Annotated in this window: 21 protein-coding genes; 5 read left to right on the top strand and 16 right to left on the bottom strand. The window is 36.7% G+C overall.

Annotated elements, in window-relative coordinates; all coding sequences use genetic code 11:
* Position 1: 1 nt before the first annotated feature.
* Complete coding sequence (gene rsmD / locus J7E77_RS17155) at positions 2 to 562, bottom strand: 16S rRNA (guanine(966)-N(2))-methyltransferase RsmD (RefSeq protein WP_214715944.1); 561 nt, start codon at positions 560 to 562, stop codon at positions 2 to 4.
* Positions 563 to 973: 411 nt separating this feature from the next.
* On the opposite strand from rsmD, the gene J7E77_RS17150 reads away from it, so the two are divergent.
* Positions 974 to 1,363: a DUF7147 family protein gene (locus J7E77_RS17150; RefSeq protein WP_214715943.1), complete on the top strand. Its 390-nt coding sequence runs from the start codon at positions 974 to 976 to the stop codon at positions 1,361 to 1,363.
* A gap of 29 nt (positions 1,364 to 1,392) precedes the next feature.
* On the opposite strand, the gene J7E77_RS17145 is transcribed toward J7E77_RS17150, so the two are convergent.
* The 5 genes from J7E77_RS17145 to J7E77_RS17125 form a co-directional block, all read right to left on the bottom strand.
* Entirely contained in the window at positions 1,393 to 1,668 is a 276-nt protein-coding gene (locus tag J7E77_RS17145; RefSeq protein ID WP_088086281.1) for a YlbG family protein, read from the bottom strand.
* A gap of 155 nt (positions 1,669 to 1,823) precedes the next feature.
* Positions 1,824 to 2,267, bottom strand: a complete 444-nt coding sequence (locus J7E77_RS17140; RefSeq protein WP_214715942.1) for a YlbF/YmcA family competence regulator — start codon at positions 2,265 to 2,267, stop codon at positions 1,824 to 1,826.
* A gap of 60 nt (positions 2,268 to 2,327) precedes the next feature.
* A complete protein-coding gene (locus tag J7E77_RS17135; RefSeq protein ID WP_088086279.1) occupies positions 2,328 to 2,693 on the bottom strand; it encodes a hypothetical protein in 366 nt (121 codons plus the stop codon).
* A 108-nt stretch (positions 2,694 to 2,801) separates the two neighbouring features.
* Positions 2,802 to 3,041, bottom strand: a complete 240-nt coding sequence (locus J7E77_RS17130; RefSeq protein WP_214715940.1) for a YlbE-like family protein — start codon at positions 3,039 to 3,041, stop codon at positions 2,802 to 2,804.
* A gap of 19 nt (positions 3,042 to 3,060) precedes the next feature.
* Positions 3,061 to 3,465, bottom strand: coding sequence for a YlbD family protein (locus tag J7E77_RS17125; protein ID WP_214715938.1), 405 nt, complete (start codon positions 3,463 to 3,465; stop codon positions 3,061 to 3,063).
* A gap of 146 nt (positions 3,466 to 3,611) precedes the next feature.
* Here J7E77_RS17125 and J7E77_RS17120 point away from each other — a divergent pair, with 146 nt between their 5' ends.
* Positions 3,612 to 4,094 (top strand): PaaI family thioesterase, encoded by a 483-nt coding sequence (locus J7E77_RS17120; RefSeq protein WP_168242685.1) that lies wholly within the window; start codon positions 3,612 to 3,614, stop codon positions 4,092 to 4,094.
* Positions 4,095 to 4,115: 21 nt separating this feature from the next.
* Positions 4,116 to 4,475, top strand: a complete 360-nt coding sequence (locus J7E77_RS17115) for a hypothetical protein (RefSeq protein WP_214715936.1) — start codon at positions 4,116 to 4,118, stop codon at positions 4,473 to 4,475.
* A 17-nt stretch (positions 4,476 to 4,492) separates the two neighbouring features.
* Here J7E77_RS17115 and J7E77_RS17110 read toward each other — a convergent pair whose 3' ends face one another.
* Complete coding sequence (locus J7E77_RS17110) at positions 4,493 to 5,572, bottom strand: CAP domain-containing protein (RefSeq protein ID WP_214715934.1); 1,080 nt, start codon at positions 5,570 to 5,572, stop codon at positions 4,493 to 4,495.
* 179 nt (positions 5,573 to 5,751) lie between these two features.
* The gene (locus J7E77_RS17105; protein WP_214715932.1) at positions 5,752 to 6,186 is read right to left on the bottom strand and encodes a CBS domain-containing protein; all 435 of its coding nucleotides are present in this window, start codon (positions 6,184 to 6,186) and stop codon (positions 5,752 to 5,754) included.
* A gap of 192 nt (positions 6,187 to 6,378) precedes the next feature.
* Here J7E77_RS17105 and J7E77_RS17100 point away from each other — a divergent pair, with 192 nt between their 5' ends.
* Complete coding sequence (locus J7E77_RS17100) at positions 6,379 to 6,738, top strand: YugN family protein (protein WP_214715930.1); 360 nt, start codon at positions 6,379 to 6,381, stop codon at positions 6,736 to 6,738.
* Positions 6,739 to 6,793: 55 nt separating this feature from the next.
* On the opposite strand, the gene J7E77_RS17095 is transcribed toward J7E77_RS17100, so the two are convergent.
* The 7 genes from J7E77_RS17095 to cyoE form a co-directional block, all read right to left on the bottom strand.
* Positions 6,794 to 7,258 carry a DUF420 domain-containing protein gene (locus J7E77_RS17095; protein WP_214715929.1) on the bottom strand — a complete coding sequence of 155 codons (465 nt, stop codon included), beginning with the start codon at positions 7,256 to 7,258 and terminating at the stop codon, positions 6,794 to 6,796.
* 114 nt (positions 7,259 to 7,372) lie between these two features.
* On the bottom strand, positions 7,373 to 8,278 hold the full coding sequence (ctaG, locus tag J7E77_RS17090; RefSeq protein WP_214715928.1) for a cytochrome c oxidase assembly factor CtaG: 906 nt from the start codon (positions 8,276 to 8,278) through the stop codon (positions 7,373 to 7,375).
* 143 nt (positions 8,279 to 8,421) lie between these two features.
* Positions 8,422 to 8,757, bottom strand: coding sequence for a cytochrome c oxidase subunit IVB (gene ctaF / locus J7E77_RS17085; protein ID WP_214715927.1), 336 nt, complete (start codon positions 8,755 to 8,757; stop codon positions 8,422 to 8,424).
* A 4-nt stretch (positions 8,758 to 8,761) separates the two neighbouring features.
* Complete coding sequence (locus J7E77_RS17080; RefSeq protein WP_214715926.1) at positions 8,762 to 9,388, bottom strand: cytochrome (ubi)quinol oxidase subunit III; 627 nt, start codon at positions 9,386 to 9,388, stop codon at positions 8,762 to 8,764.
* Positions 9,388 to 11,259 (bottom strand): cytochrome c oxidase subunit I, encoded by a 1,872-nt coding sequence (gene ctaD, locus J7E77_RS17075; protein WP_374102984.1) that lies wholly within the window; start codon positions 11,257 to 11,259, stop codon positions 9,388 to 9,390. The genes J7E77_RS17080 and ctaD overlap by 1 nt, the downstream gene beginning before the upstream one ends.
* A 31-nt stretch (positions 11,260 to 11,290) precedes the next feature.
* Positions 11,291 to 12,349 (bottom strand): cytochrome c oxidase subunit II, encoded by a 1,059-nt coding sequence (gene coxB, locus J7E77_RS17070; RefSeq protein WP_214715925.1) that lies wholly within the window; start codon positions 12,347 to 12,349, stop codon positions 11,291 to 11,293.
* Positions 12,350 to 12,463: 114 nt separating this feature from the next.
* A complete protein-coding gene (gene cyoE, locus J7E77_RS17065; RefSeq protein ID WP_251026798.1) occupies positions 12,464 to 13,399 on the bottom strand; it encodes a heme o synthase in 936 nt (311 codons plus the stop codon).
* Positions 13,400 to 14,062: 663 nt separating this feature from the next.
* On the opposite strand from cyoE, the gene J7E77_RS17060 reads away from it, so the two are divergent.
* Positions 14,063 to 14,971 (top strand): COX15/CtaA family protein, encoded by a 909-nt coding sequence (locus J7E77_RS17060; RefSeq protein WP_214715923.1) that lies wholly within the window; start codon positions 14,063 to 14,065, stop codon positions 14,969 to 14,971.
* A 38-nt stretch (positions 14,972 to 15,009) separates the two neighbouring features.
* Here the strand turns inward: J7E77_RS17060 and pyc are convergent, their stop codons facing one another.
* Complete coding sequence (gene pyc / locus J7E77_RS17055; protein WP_214715922.1) at positions 15,010 to 18,453, bottom strand: pyruvate carboxylase; 3,444 nt, start codon at positions 18,451 to 18,453, stop codon at positions 15,010 to 15,012.
* Between the last annotated feature and the right edge of the window lie 4 nt (positions 18,454 to 18,457).

Here is an 18,457-nt window from a genome sequence, read left to right as displayed (position 1 = left end):
CTCACTCAATATCTGTTCGTATATAAATAGTTACCGCGATCATTCCATACTTTTCATGTTTTATTTGGATAAACCGCCCTAATGATTTTGGTAATTCAACATCGAAGCTATGCTCACAGATAACGCATCCATTTATTTTTACTACATCCTGTTTATCCATTTTTTCCATTAAACTGACGAGTTGTTGTTTTTTGTACGGCGGGTCTAAAAATATGTAATCAAAGCAGATTTCTCTTTTTATGAGAGCCTTTAATGCTCTATCGGCATCATTGCGATAGACTTCCGTTTGGTCCTCAAATTTACAAGCTTTAATATTTTCCTGGATCACTTGAATGGCCTTTAATTCTCGGTCAATAAAAATAACTTTATCCAATCCCCTACTAAGTGCCTCCAAACCTAATCCACCGCTTCCAGCAAATAGGTCCAATCCAATGCCGCCATCAAAATAAGGACCAATCATATTAAATAAAGCCTCTTTTACCTTATCAGTTGTCGGCCTCGTTGTATTACCCGGAACAGCTTTCAAAGGTCTACCTTTGCAAATCCCTGAAACCACTCTCACTACCATATCACCACATTTTTTCAGAAATAATTTTCTTAATCCATCCTACCATAATATACAAAAAGTAGACAATTAGTAAGTGAATATCTTTTCATTTGAGTAATGATTTACAAAAAATGATTCTTTCATCAGGAAAATTTATTCGAAAGTACGTATAAGCTTTTAGGTTGTGGAAATAATGTAATTAACAACATCAATTCGAGGATGTTGTTGCCAACCGCGGAGAAGACTTACGTTTCCCCATAAGTTCTTCCTCCGGTTTCTCCTCTCCCTTTGCCTTCTATCCTCTATGAGGATGTGGAAGGACCCTGCAGAATTTTCTGCAGGTTTTTTTTTTTACTTATTATTCAAAAGATCGGAAATTAGTGATAGAGTATTCTTGAATTAAGCCATTTTAAAGGAGAGTTTTCATTGATCCAGCGTTTTATTGAATTAGGAGAAGGATATTCAGATATATATGAACTGATTGAGCTTACAAATGCAAACCAACACCGTCTTCAACATATGCTCGCACTGCACACAAAGATTGATGATCAGGAACGAACCTCATTGGTTGTCGTATTAAAGCCAACAGACCCTGGAAAATTTCAAGCCCTATATATTTGTCGTGAGGGTATTCCAAACCCAAAATTCATATCAAATAAGAGGTATGATATCTTTGCTTCTACTGCTGTAAAACATGGTAAGCAAATACATGAGCTATCTGTTAAGCCGTCAACCATTTTTTATGAAAAAGAGCTGTATTACCAGCACTTAATCGGCATTCTCCGTCTTAATCATTATTTACTTCCATTACAATAGGAAAAGGTGAGGGAAACGCCCTCACCTTTTTAAATACCCATTTTATAATCATATTCCTTTGCTTTATCTGGCGCCGAATTCTCATACTCCATTCTTAAAAATGGTTTATATGAAGGTTCTACTTTCTTTACAAACGAAAAAGAATTCAACTTTTCCATTATTTCATTCAACTCTTCTTGATTACAATACAGAACAACATACTTCAACTTTTTTGAAACGTAATGAACGTTTCCGAAACGCCGAAGCATTTTAGCTTGTTTTAACGAGTAAAGCCAAACAACCAATCCTTGTCTTTGAACAAACATACTTTTTTCCCCTTCAACAAACCATCATTTTACATAAGTCTAGCATATTAAAACGTTCCTTTTCAATTCAAACTTTGCTACTTATTCCAGATAAGTGCTTAAAATCTGAAAAGATTGACATTACAAAAAAAAAATCAGCACAATTCGCTGATTTTTCAGCCGCAACCACAGCTTCCTCCACCGCCACAACCACTAACGTGGCTGGTTTTCGTTTCAAAAAACTGATTTCCTGTTGGAACTTTTATATGTTCAGAGACCGCACCGCCTACAATAATACTAATTGCATCTAGTAGGTCTTGCAAATCATTCTCAGCCAATTTGAATTCTGCTACCAGAGGATCCATATCCATTTCCCTTTTATTTTCGCGGATTTGTGTCATTACCTTTTTATAATCAGGATGGTATTTACCAAACCGCTGGACCTCGTCATATAGCTCCTTTAGACGAACGAATTGACTTATTTTCCGCTGTGTTTCCTTGTTATTTTGCAATTTATATAAACATATTTGATATTGTTCGGCTATTTCAGATTCTAATACCATCTTTGCTAATTGCTCAGCTTGTTCCAATAATTCGACTCTCTCTAACGTAGCAAGCATTTTACGCCCACCTCCAAAGATATTTTAACATGAAAGTGGTGGTAATGTGAAAATTTCAGTTTATCTAGGGATATTTACCATAAATTCTTTCGCTAATCCATACGGTTCATTATTTGGATTGACAACTTCTAACTTTACCTTATGGGTTCCCGGTGAAAAACCTTTAATTATAAAAGCTGCCGCTTTAACCTCGCTATTTTTCTTTCCATCCACCCAAACAACAATCTTCCCGATTCTTCCTTTTGAAGGGTCTGCGTCACGGAAGCTGATTCCTGTAACAATACAATTAATTAAAACTGTATCACTTTTGATCTGGTGGTGAACATATAGTGAAGGAATTTCAGTTCTAGGTAAGACATTATTAAATCCAGTAAGGATTCCAATCAAAAAGATCATTAGGACTAACTGCGGAACTAGCTTTTTCATTTAAATTCACTCCTTCTTTTGCTTGTATTGTTCGCCTCCTTTTCTTTTTTTAGTCTTACTCCGCTATGACAAATAAAAAAAGCCACAAAATAAATCCTGTGACTTTGTTTAATTTTGATTTTTCATCGCCTGAAACATGTGATACATCATCGAAGCCATTTGTACATTATTCGAAAACTTATTCACTTGGTCAGGAATTGTTTTCTTATAATAGTGTAAGGATTCAATTTCAAGCGATTGCAAATCATATGGATTTCTTGACAGCTTTCTATACCATATTGGTTGTTCGCGAATGAATTGTTTTAAGTCCTTTTGACTTTCAATATATTGCAGTATATCTCTTCGCATAAGTTAAAGTTCCTTTCCATCAATCTTTTCTAAACACAAATGGATGTTTAGGTCCTTCTGACGGCTTAACAGGACCTGTAACAGGGTTTTCTCCTTGAAATTGTGAAATTACACCTTGGATCGCCCCCAGAGCCTGACTTAGGTTATTCATGTGATTTTGCATTTGATTCGGATCCATTTTCTTAACCATTCCCATAATATTAGAAAGCCAATCACCTTTAGATTCTGTGCTCGTTTCATCGACTGATCCAGTATCAGATCCCATCGATTCCCAGCGGCTATCTTCTTCACCTAATAAATACCAGTCTTCATATAGTTCCTGCCAAGTTGCCTTCCCTTTCCGTACTTCTTTGATTAGTTTTGGATTGTTTTTAACAAATTCTTTGAATTGTGACACGGAAGGGTGTAATTTTTTTTGTGTCATTTATCTCACCTCAGCCCATATTATTCCCAGTAATACAATATGAAAGAATTTTACAAATGTGAAAGAACACCGAGATTAAAATATTTAATATTTGCCTTGTAAATGGTAAGATGTCAAAAGACAAAGAAATGAAAGAGGTAAGTATAATGAAAGATGAATTACGTCGATTATTAGAAACATGTATTGAAACTGGTTCAGAGACTGATTTAAATTCTCTTGCCTACCTTTTATCGGGATTCCAAGTAAAAATTAAACAAAAGCGAAGTACATATATTGACGGAATTCTACAAATGGATAGAAAACTAAATGAGAAAACTTGCGAAATTACGATTCCTTTAGACCCAACTCTTAATAACAACCTAGATATTGTCCATGGCGGGATTACTGCGACGGTACTTGATACAGCAATGGGGAGTCTGGCTAATTATCTTCTACCAGATGGTTATGGAGCCGTAACAAATCAATTGAATATCCATTACATAGCACCAGGTATCGGAGAAACACTCTACAGTAAAGCGGAAATTGTTCATAGCGGCAGCAAAACAATGGTCATCTCAGGTGAAGCATATCGGAGTGACGGAAAAAAAATCGCCTATGCCACAGGTACATTCTTTATTATAAAAAAATAATAAGCGGAGGTGTGATCAATAATGGTCACCGCCATCGTAATCCCAATTATTTGCTTTTACTTTTTTTGGCTTACAAAAAAAGAGATGAAGGAGCACGATACAAAGTGGCTTGATACTGGCCAAGTACAGCAAGAAGCAATCATAACAGGTGAAATTAAAAGTATTATCGAAGAGAAACAACGGTTTTATTATCATCGCTACATTTATGTTCAGTCCTTAAAACTACAAACAGTAACAAAACTAATCACCGCCCAAAAGATCACACCCATTACAAACAATTTCAATAAAGAGTCTTTTAATGTGGGGGAAGTAATCCGATTATACGGGAAATGGGAGCAAAACAGATTTATATTTAATCAATATAAGATTGAAAAAAGGTGACCTAATCGTCACCTTTTTCATTGTTCTGTTTTTGATATAAAGTTTTGGGTATAGTACTTTTGGAATACCCCTACACCAAGATGAGAGTATTCCTTGTTTAACAGTGACTCACGGTGTCCTTTACTATTTAGCCAACCCTCGACAACAGCTGGTCCATCTGTATAATTTGCAGCAATATTCTCGCCTGCAGCCTGGTAAACCACATGGGCCGTTTTTAATCGTTTGGTAAGATCTCCAAATTTCTTGGAAGTATGTGAAAAGTCGTTGTTTACTGACATATCCTTACTGTGCTCAAACGCGGCCTCTGCCGTATTCTCATCCCATTTTAATTCCTTTAATTTATGTCTTACTCGTAAGACATTCGTTAGGTCAAATATCTCTTGTTCCGTATCTTCTTCAATGGCACGCCGCCTTTCCTCACTAGGTTCAGGTGCTTTGATTAAATATCCACTATAAACAAGTTCATATGGCCTTTGTTTAATTAGTGTTTCTGCATTAAGGAACCGAACACTAGAAAGATTGCCAGTAAATTTATCTATGTAGAGCTGGACAAAGACATCACCCAATTGCACCATTGGCCGAAGATTTAAATCAGCATCATTCAATTCAAAATGATACGAATTACCATTAAAGTCAATCTTAATATTTGTATCAATATAATGCGTATTAAAGATTTCCTCAACCGGCTCTCCTATTTCAAAAGGTGCTACATCAAGATTTTGGCCTATCGCGAAAATCGTAACTACACGTTTATTTTCAACACCCACTTGGACATACTTTTTATCGTCTTGATTATAAATATACCACTGATAACCATACATTGACTCATCAATCCGAGCTGGTGAACCAAGTATTTTTTCTAATTCACCTTCATTTTTCCCAATTAATAAAGCCAAACCTTCTTTTGGTTTTTCCGAGACTATTTTTTTACTTGGCTTATTATCAGGATTTTGTGAAATAGGTTGTTTCATTTCTGAAGTACGATCTTCTTTAATTAAAATATTACTATCGTTATTTTCGTTTATACTCACATAAAAACCGATAGTTAAGAAAACTGCTGAAAGAATAAGAATTCTAGTCAGTGTACGCAGAGGCATTCACCCTCTCTATTACTTTCATGTATCATTATATGTATAGATAAAATTATTATATCATCAATATCTTGAATAGTAATAGTCATAATCAAAAATGTCAGACAAATGAACTGATGAAAAGAAAACAGGCACGATGAGTACCTGTTTTCTAAAGGTAAAACTATTTTTTTATATAATAATTTTTAATGTTGTACTCCATTATAATTTTGCTCAGATATTTCCGTTAATGCCTCTTTTGCTTGGTCGTCAGTCAATTCGCGAATCGCGAAATCACCAAGGGAAACAATTCCTATTAACTTACCTTCCTCTACCACAGGTAATCGTCGGATTTGATGGTTTGCCATTAATTTTGCTGCATCTTTACTGGAAGAATCAGGAGTAACAGTAATAAGGTCATTACTCATGATATCTTCTACTTTTGTTGAACCAGGATGTTTTTCAGCAACACCTCGAACAACAATATCTCGGTCTGTAATCATTCCGACTAGCTTTTCCTGGTCAATAATTGGTATAGCCCCAACATTTAATTGCTTCATCTTTAAGGCGACTTCATAAACATTATCAAGTAACGTACAGCATTCTACCTCTTCAGTCATTATATCTCGGATTTTTTCCATTTTACTGCCCCCTAGGTTTATTTAATTCCTCTTACCATTATTTTAGGGTATCCTACTAATATTGTTTTATTCGCTGAAGGTATTCATTGCAAGTTGAAACATTTTCAACTATTATTAAATTGAATTATTATTGCTTTCCTACTTAAATAGGAAACATAGGGGCAATGGTATTGTTTTTAGGAGGGATTCATTATGAAATTCGAGAATACTGAAATTGAAAAGTTAAAGGCTGACTTAAACCGTTTAGATGAGGTAATGTTAGATCACGGTTTAGTTCGCGAAGGACAATGGGACTACGAACGAGTTACATACGACCGCAAGTTTGAATTAAAAGAAGGGGTATTTTACTTGCGTGTACGGGGTCATGCGGTTGAGGGCGATATTGGTGCGGATAAAGCAACTATTCAATTAATGACACCGCTTTTAGGCAAACATTATTACCCGCATGGTGTAGAATATGGTGAAGGCGAAAGCTTCCCAACTTCACTTGTGAATCAATGTAAAAAGATCCTCGATGAAGTAAAAGCAGAAGTAAGTACGTTTGCATTATAATCGAAAAAAGACGCATGGTTCTCATGCGTCTTTTTATTATTAGGAAGCAATTTGTTTACAGTCCAAGAATCGCTTTTAGCATAGATGTTGTCTCGCCGCCTCGATAAAATACATAAAGCAATAAGTATACGGCAACACCTGTGATCGCCGTAAAAAACCAAATGAAACTAGTTATCGGGCCGAGCTTTCGATGGATAGAAAGTTTGTTTTTGTATCCTGTCAGGATAGAGACAATGCCGAATACAGCTCCAGTCGTCGCAAGTGTAATATGGAATATTAAAAATATTGTATAATAAATTTTAATATTATCTGGCCCTCCAAATGAAGTATTTCCAATAAAGAGGGTTCTAGAAGCATAGATAATAAAAAAGATTACAGCAAAAATAGCAGCCAAAAACATTGTCTTTTTGTGGGCCTCAATATGTCTTTGCTTAATTTGCCACCATCCAATTGCAACAGTTATAGCACTTAAAACAATAAATGAGGTACTAATAGTAGGTAATATCGGTAAGGAATTCATTTAGACGTCCTCTCTTTTCTTTTATTCTATAATAATAGTAGTTCAACGACTTTTCAAATGATACCCAAGTGATTAAGGCTTATCAGTAAAAAAATCTCCCAGGAGTATGGGAGATTATTTAATGAGCAACGGATTTAATGGTTGCTTCATTTCCTGTTCGGAGTCTGATTGATCTTTACGGTACCATTCGAAGAAAACATGACCAAGAATGACACCATATATAATTTCTTGAATAATTTTCATCAAAACTCCACCAAGCTGCTGATCATGTAGTAATGACATCGAACTAAAAAGTTGTGGACCACTCAAATTTAAACTATCGAAGTTCGCTGATCCCACACATAGGCTCATCACTTGTCCCCAAACATGGGGATCAGAATAGGTTGCATACATTGGTGTATCTGCAAAAATGATTAAGGCACAAGCTGGTGTTAACAGAATCCCATCCGCAAAAATATAACCAACCTTCTTAAGTCCATTTAATGTCTGATGTTCAGGCATCATATTAAGCAATGGCCACCACATAAAGATTGCGACAGCAAACAATAAGATTGAATAGCCAGCATGCAGCCAAGCATTTTGCATGATGTGATCAAAAATGATAGGTACATGATAAAAAGAAAAAAAGCCGTTAAATGCAATTAATGCTATAAGTGGCTTTGTGAAAACCTTAAAAAGCGAATCAATAACGGAAACACTGAAAATTTTTCTCCAAAACCAGTCAGGTACAGCCATGATAAATAGTGGTGGTACAATTAACACTAAAGCAGCCATTTGAATCATATGGACCCAAAACATAAGGTGTGCTAATAAATCAACAGGAGATCCTTTAATGGCATATAGTAGGATCATTGATAATAAAAACAAAGCTCCTTGTGTTTTCGTTAATGGCTCACCATCTGGAAAAAAGCTTCTGTATTTTGTTGTAAGGACAAAATACCCTACAGTTATGACTATCAAGATTAGTAAAAAATACGGGCTCCAAAGTGCTTTAAAACCGAATATATCTAATGTAAGCACCCAAATCACCTCATTATGATTTAAAAGTATTATTGACTATATTATACCCTTGGCCAAAACGATACGCAAAGAAAATGGAAACAACCCTTGAATAGGTCTAAAAAAGAAAATCGGCCATTAGCCGATTTTCTTTTTTGAACATATTACCACCAAATAATAGTTGAAAACGTAAGAATAGTTATTGCTCCAACCATCACACCAGAGTATAAAAAGAGCGATGGTGCTTCATGTCCTTTATGGCTCATATGCATGAAATAATATAGTTGGAAAATAACTTGAACGACAGCTAAAAGGATAATAAATGGAACTGTAAACCACGCACTAAATCCTTTAATTGCAACAGCCGCAAAAGCAATGAGAGTTAAGAAAATCATCAATGCAAAAGAAACCACTTGATATCTCATCTCTTCTGCATTTTTCTTGCGACGATATTCAATGTCAACTCTTGGGTTACCTGAATTTAATTGTTGATTAGCCATCAGTTTATCCCACCATTCCCATTAAATATACTACTGTAAAGATAAATACCCAAACAACATCGATAAAATGCCAGTATAAACTAAATACATAGAATTTTGGAGCGTTGTAAAGGTCTAAGCCTCGTTTGGAATTTCTAAACATTAATGTTAAACACCATAGTAAACCAAATGCAACGTGTCCTCCATGAAAACCAACTAGTGAGTAGAAGGCAGATCCGAAAGCACTGCTTGTAAATGTATGCCCTTCATGGACATAATGGGTAAACTCATAAACCTCCAGCCCTAAGAAAGCTGCACCTAATAGAGCTGTAAGACCAAGCCAAACCATCATTTTTTTGAAGGCAAAGTTCTTCATATGATACATTGCGTACACACTTGTTAATGAACTCGTTAACAGAAGCATAGTCGCGACAAATGTTAACGGTAATTCAAATAAATCCTTTGCTAAATGATGACTTGAATCAGGAACTTTATCCTTCAATGCAAGGTAAGTGGCAAAGAGAGAGGCAAAAAGAACTGTCTCTCCCCCTAAGAAGAACCAAAAACCTAAGAATTTATTTTTGGATTCAAGGGTTGATTTTTCCGGCGCAGCAGGCCATGTTTCATAGGTAAATTTTTCATCAGCGTGCATTATGCCTTAACCCCCTTATCATCCTCATCAATTAAGTCTTCTTTGTGAATATGAAATCCATGATCGTCTTTCACCGAACGTAAGAACATGGAGCCAAAAGTTACTAATAATCCGATAATCATTACTGGTAAAGCCCAAGCCTTATCATTTACATGGTACATTGCACCAAATGCCGCAATGAATAATCCTAGAGCCATCATAAACGGTAAAAACGACGAATTGGGCATATGAATATCACCAAGTGGCTCTGCCGGAGTCATTCCTTTTTTACCATCCATTTTTTCTAACCAGTAAGCATCTAAACCACGTACAAGTGGAAGCTGCTTAAAGTTATAAAACGGTGGTGGAGAAGGGATTGCCCATTCAAGTGTTCTTCCGTCTCCCCATGGATCATTACCAACTTTGACATTTTTCACAGAAGTGATAATGATGTTAAATAACATTACGATAACACCTAATCCCATAAACGCAGCACCTATAGAACTAACCATGTTAGCAGTGTCAAATCCTTGACCAGGAAGGTATGTGAAAACGCGTCGCGGCATTCCCCATAAACCTAAGAAATGTTGGATAAAGAATGTTAAATGGAACCCGATAAAGAACAACCAGAAAGTAATTTTTCCAAGTGTTTCATTTAACATGGTACCAAACATTTTTGGCCAATATAGATGTGTACCTGCAAAAACTGCAAATACCACACCACCCACAATTACATAATGGAAGTGTGCAACAACAAAATAAGTATCATGATATTGATAGTCGGCTGCTGCGGAGGCAAGCATTACCCCTGTTACTCCACCAGCAAGAAATGATGGAATAAACGCCATTGCCCAATGCATAGGAGTGGTAAATTTTACACTTCCTCCCCACATTGTTAAAAGCCAGTTAAAAATTTTAATTCCGGTCGGTACACCAATAGCCATTGTAGCAACTGCGAAAATGGCATTAGCTACTGGACCTAAACCTGTAGTAAACATATGGTGAGCCCATACCATGAAGCCTAAGAAACCGATTAATACAGTTGCAAATACCATGGAAGAGTATCCAAATAATCGCTTTCTTGAGAAAATCGGAAAAATCTCTGAGAAAATCCCGAAAGCTGGAAGTATTAAAATATATACTTCTGGATGACCGAAAATCCAGAAAAGGTGTTCCCAAATAATCGTATTACCACCCATAGTGGCATCAAAGAAATTCGCACCAAACAAGCGGTCAAACATCATTAAAACTAAACCAACTGTTAATGGAGGAAATGCAAACAAAATAAGTGCTGAGGTAACAAATGTAGTCCAAGTAAACAAAGGCATTCTCATATATGTCATACCTGGAGCACGCATGTTAATGATGGTAACAAGGAAGTTAATACCACCAATTAATGTTCCTATACCTGATATCTGTAAACCTAAGATATAAAAGTCTACGCCATGCCCTTGGGAATGAAGTGCAAGTGACGCGTAAGATGTCCATCCCGCATCAGGAGCCCCACCTAAGAACCATGATAGGTTTAGGAATATTCCTCCAAAAAAGAATAACCAAAATCCAAGCGCATTAACAAACGGAAACGCTACGTCGCGTGCCCCAATTTGTAATGGCATTACCGCATTCATAAATGCAAATACAAGTGGCATTGCTGCAAGGAAAATCATCGTTGTTCCGTGCATTGTTATAATTTCATTAAATAATCCAGCACTCACAAAATCATTATTCGGCACTGCAAGTTGGATGCGGATAAATACTGCTTCAAGTCCGCCCACTAAGAAGAAAAATCCACCTGCAATGAGATATAGGATGGCAATTTTTTTATGGTCAACAGTAGTTAAAAAATCCCATAAAGTTGCGCCAAATCCCTTTTTTTGAGCATAGGTACTCACAATTTTACCTCCCTTTCAACCAATTCCCCATTTATTCCTGGGCCTTTAACCCCATTAAATAGTCTGCTAAAGCATCGAGCTGTTTTTCAGACATTTCCGGGTATTTTCCTGTCATCATGTTACCTGGTTTGTATGTTTCTGGATTACGAATCCAATTTTTCAACTCTTCTTTATTATGATCCAAAACACCGGCTACACGAGATCGTTCACCAAAGTTTGATAAGTTTGGTGCTAGACGTGCTGTTTCAGGCATTTTGTTTGATGGTGTTACAGCATGACAGCCAATACAGCTTTTATTAAATAGTTCTTGTCCTTGTGCCGCTGAAGCTGTTTGGGCTTTTTGTGGTTCTTTAACATTCTGCATCGATGTTACCCAAGCGTCAAATTTGTCCCGGCTAATAGCTTTTACTTTAAAATCCATTAGAGCATGGGATGGACCACAAAGTTCTGCACATTTTCCATAGAAAAGATTTCCTGCTTCGTTTGCTTTTTTATCGTCAAACTCTAACCAGAATTTATTAATATTCTCAGTATTAGTATCTAACTTTCCACCTACTGCTGGAATCCAGAATGAGTGTTTCACATCAGATGACTTCAAGTTAAAATATACCTTTTCATTTGTAGGAACAACAAGTTCCTGGCTTGTAACAATCTTTTTGCCTGGATATTCAAAGTCCCACCAATATAAGTGTGACCGAACATTAATTACAAGTGCCTTTGTATTTTTCTTATCCATTGGAGATACATCAGCAAGTTTAAAGGTTGCGGCCACAGTCGGAACGGCAAGAATTAATAGTAAAAGAATCGGCACAACAGTCCAAATAATTTCTAATTTGTGACTTCCTTCTACTTGTTTTGGGATTCTGTCATCCCTTCTTCTAAAACGGACCAAGATCAAAACGAAAATGATCGCAACAATAATAATAACCCCAACCATGATTAAAGTACTTAACTTCATTAAATCATATTGCGTTTTCGCAACTTCACCGGCAGGCTTTAACGTGGAAAGGAACGGTTCGCCACATCCGGAGAGTACAAGCGCTAAAATCGCAAATAACGATATTAAACGCCACTTTGCAAGCCTTTTCATAGCTTAATCAAACCCCTCTTTCACTAATAAATTCTTAAAAACATTTGGTGGATCAAAGAAGTATGTAGTAAGACTGTTTCCTTCACTTTCATCCAGAAACAATCATTTGCAAAACTAAATTAATGTAACTATAACCATTGCTACAAAAATAATAGTTAAATATTGCAAAGAGTAAACAAACATTAGTTTTGCCCACTTTATGTCATCTTTGATTCTATATCCATAAATCCCTAATGCAAGCCACCCGATATTTAGTACGATAGCAAGTATTAGAAATGGGATTCCTAATTTGGTAAGAAAAAATGGGATTGGCTGAAGTGCAGCAACCCAAAGGATGATGTGAATTTTTGTAGTTTTAAAACCCTTCACTACAGGTAACATTGGGATCCCAGCTGCTTTATATTCTTTAACCCGTCTCATCGCAAGCGCATAAAAATGCGGAGGCTGCCAAACAAACATTAGCACAAACAATGACCACGCCATGATACCGAGATTAGCATCTACTGCTGCCCATCCGATTAGTGGTGGTACTGCTCCTGATATGCTCCCAATAATAGTGTTGGACACCAATTGCCGCTTTGACCACAATGTGTACAGGAAAACATAGCTAAAAACTCCAAGCAGTCCAATTACTGTTGCAGTCATCGTAGTAAAGAATAAAGACAGTGTTCCCAGTCCAATAAGTAAAATACCTAATACGAGAACTTTTATTGGAACTACTTTCCCTGTTACAGTAGGTCTTTCTTTTGTTCTTTCCATTAAATGGTCAATGTCACGATCAACATAATTATTGATTGCACATGAGCCTGCAATGATCAGTGACGATCCTGCAACTGTAAAAAACACGATATCTAAATTGTTTAGAAAGCTTTGTCCTGAAAAGTGTAGTGCAAGCCATAACCCCGTAAAGGTAGTAATAAGGTTGGAATTTACAATTCCAATTTTGATAAGAGCCATAAAGTCTTTCCATGCAGAGGTTTTTATATTGGCTTGCAAGCTCGCAGCGCCATTATCAATAGCAGCTTCTCCGAAGGCCTTAGAGTTCGACATTTGGTTTCTCCTCCTAAACCTAAATAACAAATATTCATCATTTAAGTAAGTGATAATTGATACTTAATTTATATATGCCCTCATTTGTAAAAAAAAGGAACGTTTTCAGAAAAATTCTATTAATTATTTTCGACATAATAAAAAATCAGCTTTAAAAGATAGTGCTAATTAAAACACTTTCTCTGTATATTAAATCACACTTTTAGATATTTTTGTGAACTTTTTTTGAATAATTTTAGACTAAATTGTGACAAAGTTCATTTTATCGTTACTATCTTATATTTTTTATGGATTTATAGTTCCATTTATGCAAATTATCCCCTGAACTTATAAAAAATCCTAGTGTCTGCATGAAGAGTTTAAAGTTAATTCCTCTTACACCTAAAAAGGAATAATTCTAATTAAACTACCACTAATATATTTCTAACAGACCATTAGCTAAGTTTCTACGGTTTTCACTATAATAATAGTGAAAACTTTTTATTATTCCGCATCTGTTTTTATTGATTTAAGTTATCTTAAAATCTATACTTAATTTCTGTTCTTTTTCGACTTTATTCGTTATGATTAATAGGGAATTTAATAATCGAATTACTTTCCAATCTATTATACTGTCAGGTTTATCCAATGACAAATTATTGAACTTTTTAAGAGGTGAATTTTTTGCGAAGATCTTTGAAATGGTTGGCTGTTGCTACTACCATCGGAATGATATTTATCTTAATTGGCGGAGCACTAGTCACAAAGACTGATTCTGGAATGGGATGCGGGAGATCATGGCCGCTTTGTAACGGTAAATTTCTTCCGTTGGAAATTACTCCAGAATTAGTTATTGAGCTTGCCCACAGACTTGTCTCTGGAGTAGTTGGAATGATGGTTCTCGTTCTTTCTGTTTGGTCATGGAAGGCGATAGGACATATTAGAGAAACGAAATTTCTTTCCTTCCTTTCCTTTTTCTTTTTACTTTTACAAGCATTAATCGGGGCTGCTGCAGTAAAATGGGGACAATCTGGTTTTGTACTCGCATTACATTTTGGTATTTCACTTGTATCCTTTTCTGCTGTGTTATTGTTAACACTTCTAATATTTGAAATTGATAAGAGATTTGATGCAGAAAAACTATATATCGATAAGAGAATGGGGTTTCATATTGTCGGTGTTTCCATTTATAGTTATCTTGTCATCTACACTGGCGCACTCGTACGTCACACTAAGTCAAGTCTGGTTTGTCGAGATTGGCCGCTATGTTTAAATGACGCTCCTTCCTTGCCTTCCAATTTGTACGAATGGGTGCAAATGGGACACAGAGCCGCTGCTGGATTAATCTTTATCTGGATTACTTATATTCTTTATTTGACTGTTCGCCATTACAAAAACCAAAAAGTTCTTTATTGGGGCTGGATTATTTCATTCATCCTTGTTTCATTACAAGTGATTGCAGGAGCTTTGATTATTTTTAGCAGCCTAAATCTGTATATCGCCCTTCTGCACGCCTTCTTTATTACTTGTTTGTTTGGCGTCCTAAGTTATTTCCTTTTGTTATATTCTAGATCTAAAAGAAATAATCTATAAAAAAGCTGCCAGGGATACACACCTGGCAGCTTTTTTTATTATGCTTTTGTTAACTCAATTAAAAGGTCACCGGTTAATATTGCCTCACCACTTGTGACATAGATATCCTTTACAACGCCTGAAAAAGGTGCTTGAACTGTAGTTTCCATTTTCATCGCTTCGGTAATCATTAAATGATCGCCACGTTCAACCTTTTCCCCTTTTTCAACGACAACTTTGACCACAGTTCCCGGCATCGAGGCAGCAAGGTGATTTTCGTTTTTTGGGTCTGCCTTCAGCCTAGATACCACCGTAGATTTTATATTCTCATCTTTAATGAAGACTTCACGCGGTTGACCATTTAACTCAAAATAAACGACCCTCGTGCCATCAGCTTGAGGATGACCCATAGAGACAAGTTTAACAATTAATGTTTTTCCCGTTTCTATTTCTACCTCTATTTCTTCACCCAATCGCATTCCATAAAGGAACGTAGGAGTGTCTAGTACTGAAATATTTCCATACTGTTCATCCATTTTAATGTACTCCATAAATACCTTTGGATATAAAGCATACGAAATGATCTCAAAAGACGTTACCTGTCTGCCAAGTTCTTTATACAATTTTTCCTTCAATTTTTCAAAATCAACCGGTTCAAGCAACTCACCTGGACGAACTTCGAGTGGTTTTTTACCTTTTAATATAATTTTTTGAAGTTCCGCTGGAAAACCTCCATATGGCCTGCCAAGAAATCCTTCAAATAATTCAACGACAGAATCAGGGAAATCTAACATATGCCCCTTTAAAAGGACATCTTCCTCACTTAAATCATTTTGAACCATAAATAGAGCCATATCACCTACAACCTTTGATGAAGGCGTCACTTTTACAATATCACCGAACATAATATTAACTCGTGAATACATTTCTTTAACTTCATCCCAACGCTCACCGAGGCTTACTGCTCTTGCCTGTTGTTGGAGATTGCTATATTGCCCACCTGGCATTTCATGTTGATATACTTCAGTGTGAGGGGAAATCATTCCGCTTTCAAAATCCTGATAATACTTACGGACATCCTCCCAATAATACGACAATTTTTCTAGTGCTTGGATATTTACTCTTGGTTTCCGTGGATTCCCTTCAAGTGCATAAAATAACGAATTAGCGCTAGGCTGAGAAGTTAGGGCTGCCATTGTACCCAATGCTGTATCAACAATATCCACTCCACCATCAATTGCACGTGCATAGGTATAGAGACCATTTCCACTTGTGTCATGCGTATGGAGATGTATAGGAATATCAACGGTTTCCTTTAACTCAGAAACCAGTCTGTACGCTGCTTCAGGTTTCAATAAGCCTGCCATATCCTTAATTCCCAGGATGTGGGCGCCTTGTTGTTCCAGCTCTTTGGCCAAGCTTTTATAATAGTGAAGATTGTATTTCGACCTTGTCTCATCTAAAATGTCCCCTGTATAACATATCGAAGCTTCGGCAATTTTACCGCTTTGACGCACCGCATCAATTGCAACTTCCATACCTTTTACCCAGTTTAAGCTATCAAAAATTCGAAAAACATCAATTCCAGCTGAAGCAGATTGGTCAACAAATTCGCGAATCAAATTATCAGGATAATTTTTATATCCCACAGCATTGGCCCCACGTATTAACATTTGGAACAGTACATTTGGAATTTTCCTGCGTAGAGTTACCAATCTGTCCCATGGATCTTCTTTTAAGAACCTGTAGGCAACATCAAAAGTTGCTCCGCCCCACATTTCAAAAGAGAATAAATCAGGTAAAAGTTTTGCAGAGGGCTCAGCTATATGAAGAATATCAGTCGTCCGCATACGGGTTGCTAATAGTGACTGATGAGCATCCCGAAATGTTGTATCCGTTAATAAGACCTGCTTTTGATTCTTCACCCATTCCACAAGTCCATTGGCACCATACTTGTCAAGAATTTGCTTCGTCCCCTCTTGATACGGTAAATCATAGGGTAAATTAGGAATTCTTGGCTTCGGAAATACTGGTCTCTTCTTCTTTTCAATACCTGGAAACCCGTTAACAGTGACCGTGCCGATGTATGACAGCATTTTAGTTCCGCGGTCCTTTCGGAATGGGAAAATGAACAGTTCCGGTGTTGTATCAATGAATGAAGTATCATATTCGCCATTCCTAAACTTCTCATGCTTCACAACATTCTCTAAGAACGGGATATTTGTTTTGATCCCTCTAATCCTGAATTCCTGTAAATTTCGAACCATTTTTGATGCAGCTTGTTCAAAGGTTAACGCCCATGTAGAAAGCTTTACTAATAAAGAGTCATAATACGGTGTAATAACAGCTCCTTGAAAGCCATTTCCGGCATCAAGACGCACCCCAAAGCCGCCCCCTGAGCGATAGGCCATGATTTTACCGGTATCAGGCATAAAATTATTAAGGGGGTCTTCTGTTGTTACCCTTGACTGTATTGCAAATCCATTAATTTGAATTTTTTCTTGAGGTGGTATACCGATAATTGGACCATGTAATTCGTGCCCTTCTGATACCAAAATTTGCGTCTGCACGATGTCGACTCCTGTTATCATCTCTGTTACAGTATGTTCCACTTGTACACGTGGATTTACTTCTATAAAATAAAAGTCATTTCCTGAAACCAGAAACTCTACCGTACCTGCATTTAGGTAATCAACATTTTTCATCAATTTTACGGCCGCCGCACAAATCCTTTCTCGCAACTCATCAGAAATAGAAACACTTGGAGCAACCTCCACTACCTTTTGATGGCGTCTTTGAACAGAACAATCGCGGTCAAAAAGATGAACAATATTCCCATGCCGATCACCAATGATTTGCACTTCGATATGTTTAGGACTTTCAATTAATTTTTCAAGATAAACTTCATCATTCCCAAAAGCGGCTTTCGCTTCCGACTTTGCTCGTTCAAATGATTCACGGATTTCCTCTATGCGTTTAACAATTCTCATCCCGCGCCCGCCTCCGCCAAGAGAGGCCTTTATGATTATGGGTAACTTGTGTACTTCCACAAAGTCTTCAACATCACTGACCTCTGTTACGGGACCAGGACTACCAGGAATCACTGGTATTCCAGCTAGCTCTGCTTGATGCCTTGCTTTTACCTTATCTCCAAACATATCAAGTTGTGTAATGGACGGACCGATAAAAATAATCCCTTCTTCTTCACATCGCTTGGCAAAATGAATATTTTCTGACATAAACCCATAACCTGGATGAATGGCATTTGCACCGCTTTTTTTGGCTATAGCAATGATGCCATCAATGTCTAAATAGGCATCAATTGGTTTTTTTCCTTCCCCAACCAAATAAGCCTCATCCGCCTTATAACGATGATAGGACCCAGAATCCTCTTTCGAATAAATTGCAACTGTTCGAATATTCAGTTCAGTACACGCGCGAAAAACCCTTATCGCTATTTCTCCCCTATTGGCAACCAACACTTTATTTATCTGTCTTGTCATTTAA

The sequence above is a fragment of the Bacillus sp. ISL-77 genome (assembly GCF_018613105.1).
This window is presented reverse-complemented; position numbering and strand designations above follow the sequence as displayed.

Excerpts from the sequence above, each read along its gene's own strand:
- J7E77_RS17080 (WP_214715926.1), bottom strand. The coding sequence starts at position 9,388 with ATGCACGCTGATGAAAAATTTACCTATGAAACATGGCCTGCTGCGCCG.
- pyc (WP_214715922.1), bottom strand. The coding sequence starts at position 18,453 with ATGACAAGACAGATAAATAAAGTGTTGGTTGCCAATAGGGGAGAAATA.
- J7E77_RS17140 (WP_214715942.1), bottom strand. The coding sequence starts at position 2,267 with ATGCTTGCTACGTTAGAGAGAGTCGAATTATTGGAACAAGCTGAGCAA.
- J7E77_RS17105 (WP_214715932.1), bottom strand. The coding sequence starts at position 6,186 with ATGGAAAAAATCCGAGATATAATGACTGAAGAGGTAGAATGCTGTACG.
- J7E77_RS17095 (WP_214715929.1), bottom strand. The coding sequence starts at position 7,258 with ATGAATTCCTTACCGATATTACCTACTATTAGTACCTCATTTATTGTT.
- ctaF (WP_214715927.1), bottom strand. The coding sequence starts at position 8,757 with ATGGCTAATCAACAATTAAATTCAGGTAACCCAAGAGTTGACATTGAA.
- J7E77_RS17130 (WP_214715940.1), bottom strand. The coding sequence starts at position 3,041 with ATGCGAAGAGATATACTGCAATATATTGAAAGTCAAAAGGACTTAAAA.
- J7E77_RS17110 (WP_214715934.1), bottom strand. The coding sequence starts at position 5,572 with ATGCCTCTGCGTACACTGACTAGAATTCTTATTCTTTCAGCAGTTTTC.
- J7E77_RS17125 (WP_214715938.1), bottom strand. The coding sequence starts at position 3,465 with ATGACACAAAAAAAATTACACCCTTCCGTGTCACAATTCAAAGAATTT.
- J7E77_RS17120 (WP_168242685.1), top strand. The coding sequence starts at position 3,612 with ATGAAAGATGAATTACGTCGATTATTAGAAACATGTATTGAAACTGGT.
- cyoE (WP_251026798.1), bottom strand. The coding sequence starts at position 13,399 with ATGTCGAACTCTAAGGCCTTCGGAGAAGCTGCTATTGATAATGGCGCT.
- J7E77_RS17135 (WP_088086279.1), bottom strand. The coding sequence starts at position 2,693 with ATGAAAAAGCTAGTTCCGCAGTTAGTCCTAATGATCTTTTTGATTGGA.
- J7E77_RS17100 (WP_214715930.1), top strand. The coding sequence starts at position 6,379 with ATGAAATTCGAGAATACTGAAATTGAAAAGTTAAAGGCTGACTTAAAC.
- J7E77_RS17115 (WP_214715936.1), top strand. The coding sequence starts at position 4,116 with ATGGTCACCGCCATCGTAATCCCAATTATTTGCTTTTACTTTTTTTGG.
- coxB (WP_214715925.1), bottom strand. The coding sequence starts at position 12,349 with ATGAAAAGGCTTGCAAAGTGGCGTTTAATATCGTTATTTGCGATTTTA.
- J7E77_RS17145 (WP_088086281.1), bottom strand. The coding sequence starts at position 1,668 with ATGTTTGTTCAAAGACAAGGATTGGTTGTTTGGCTTTACTCGTTAAAA.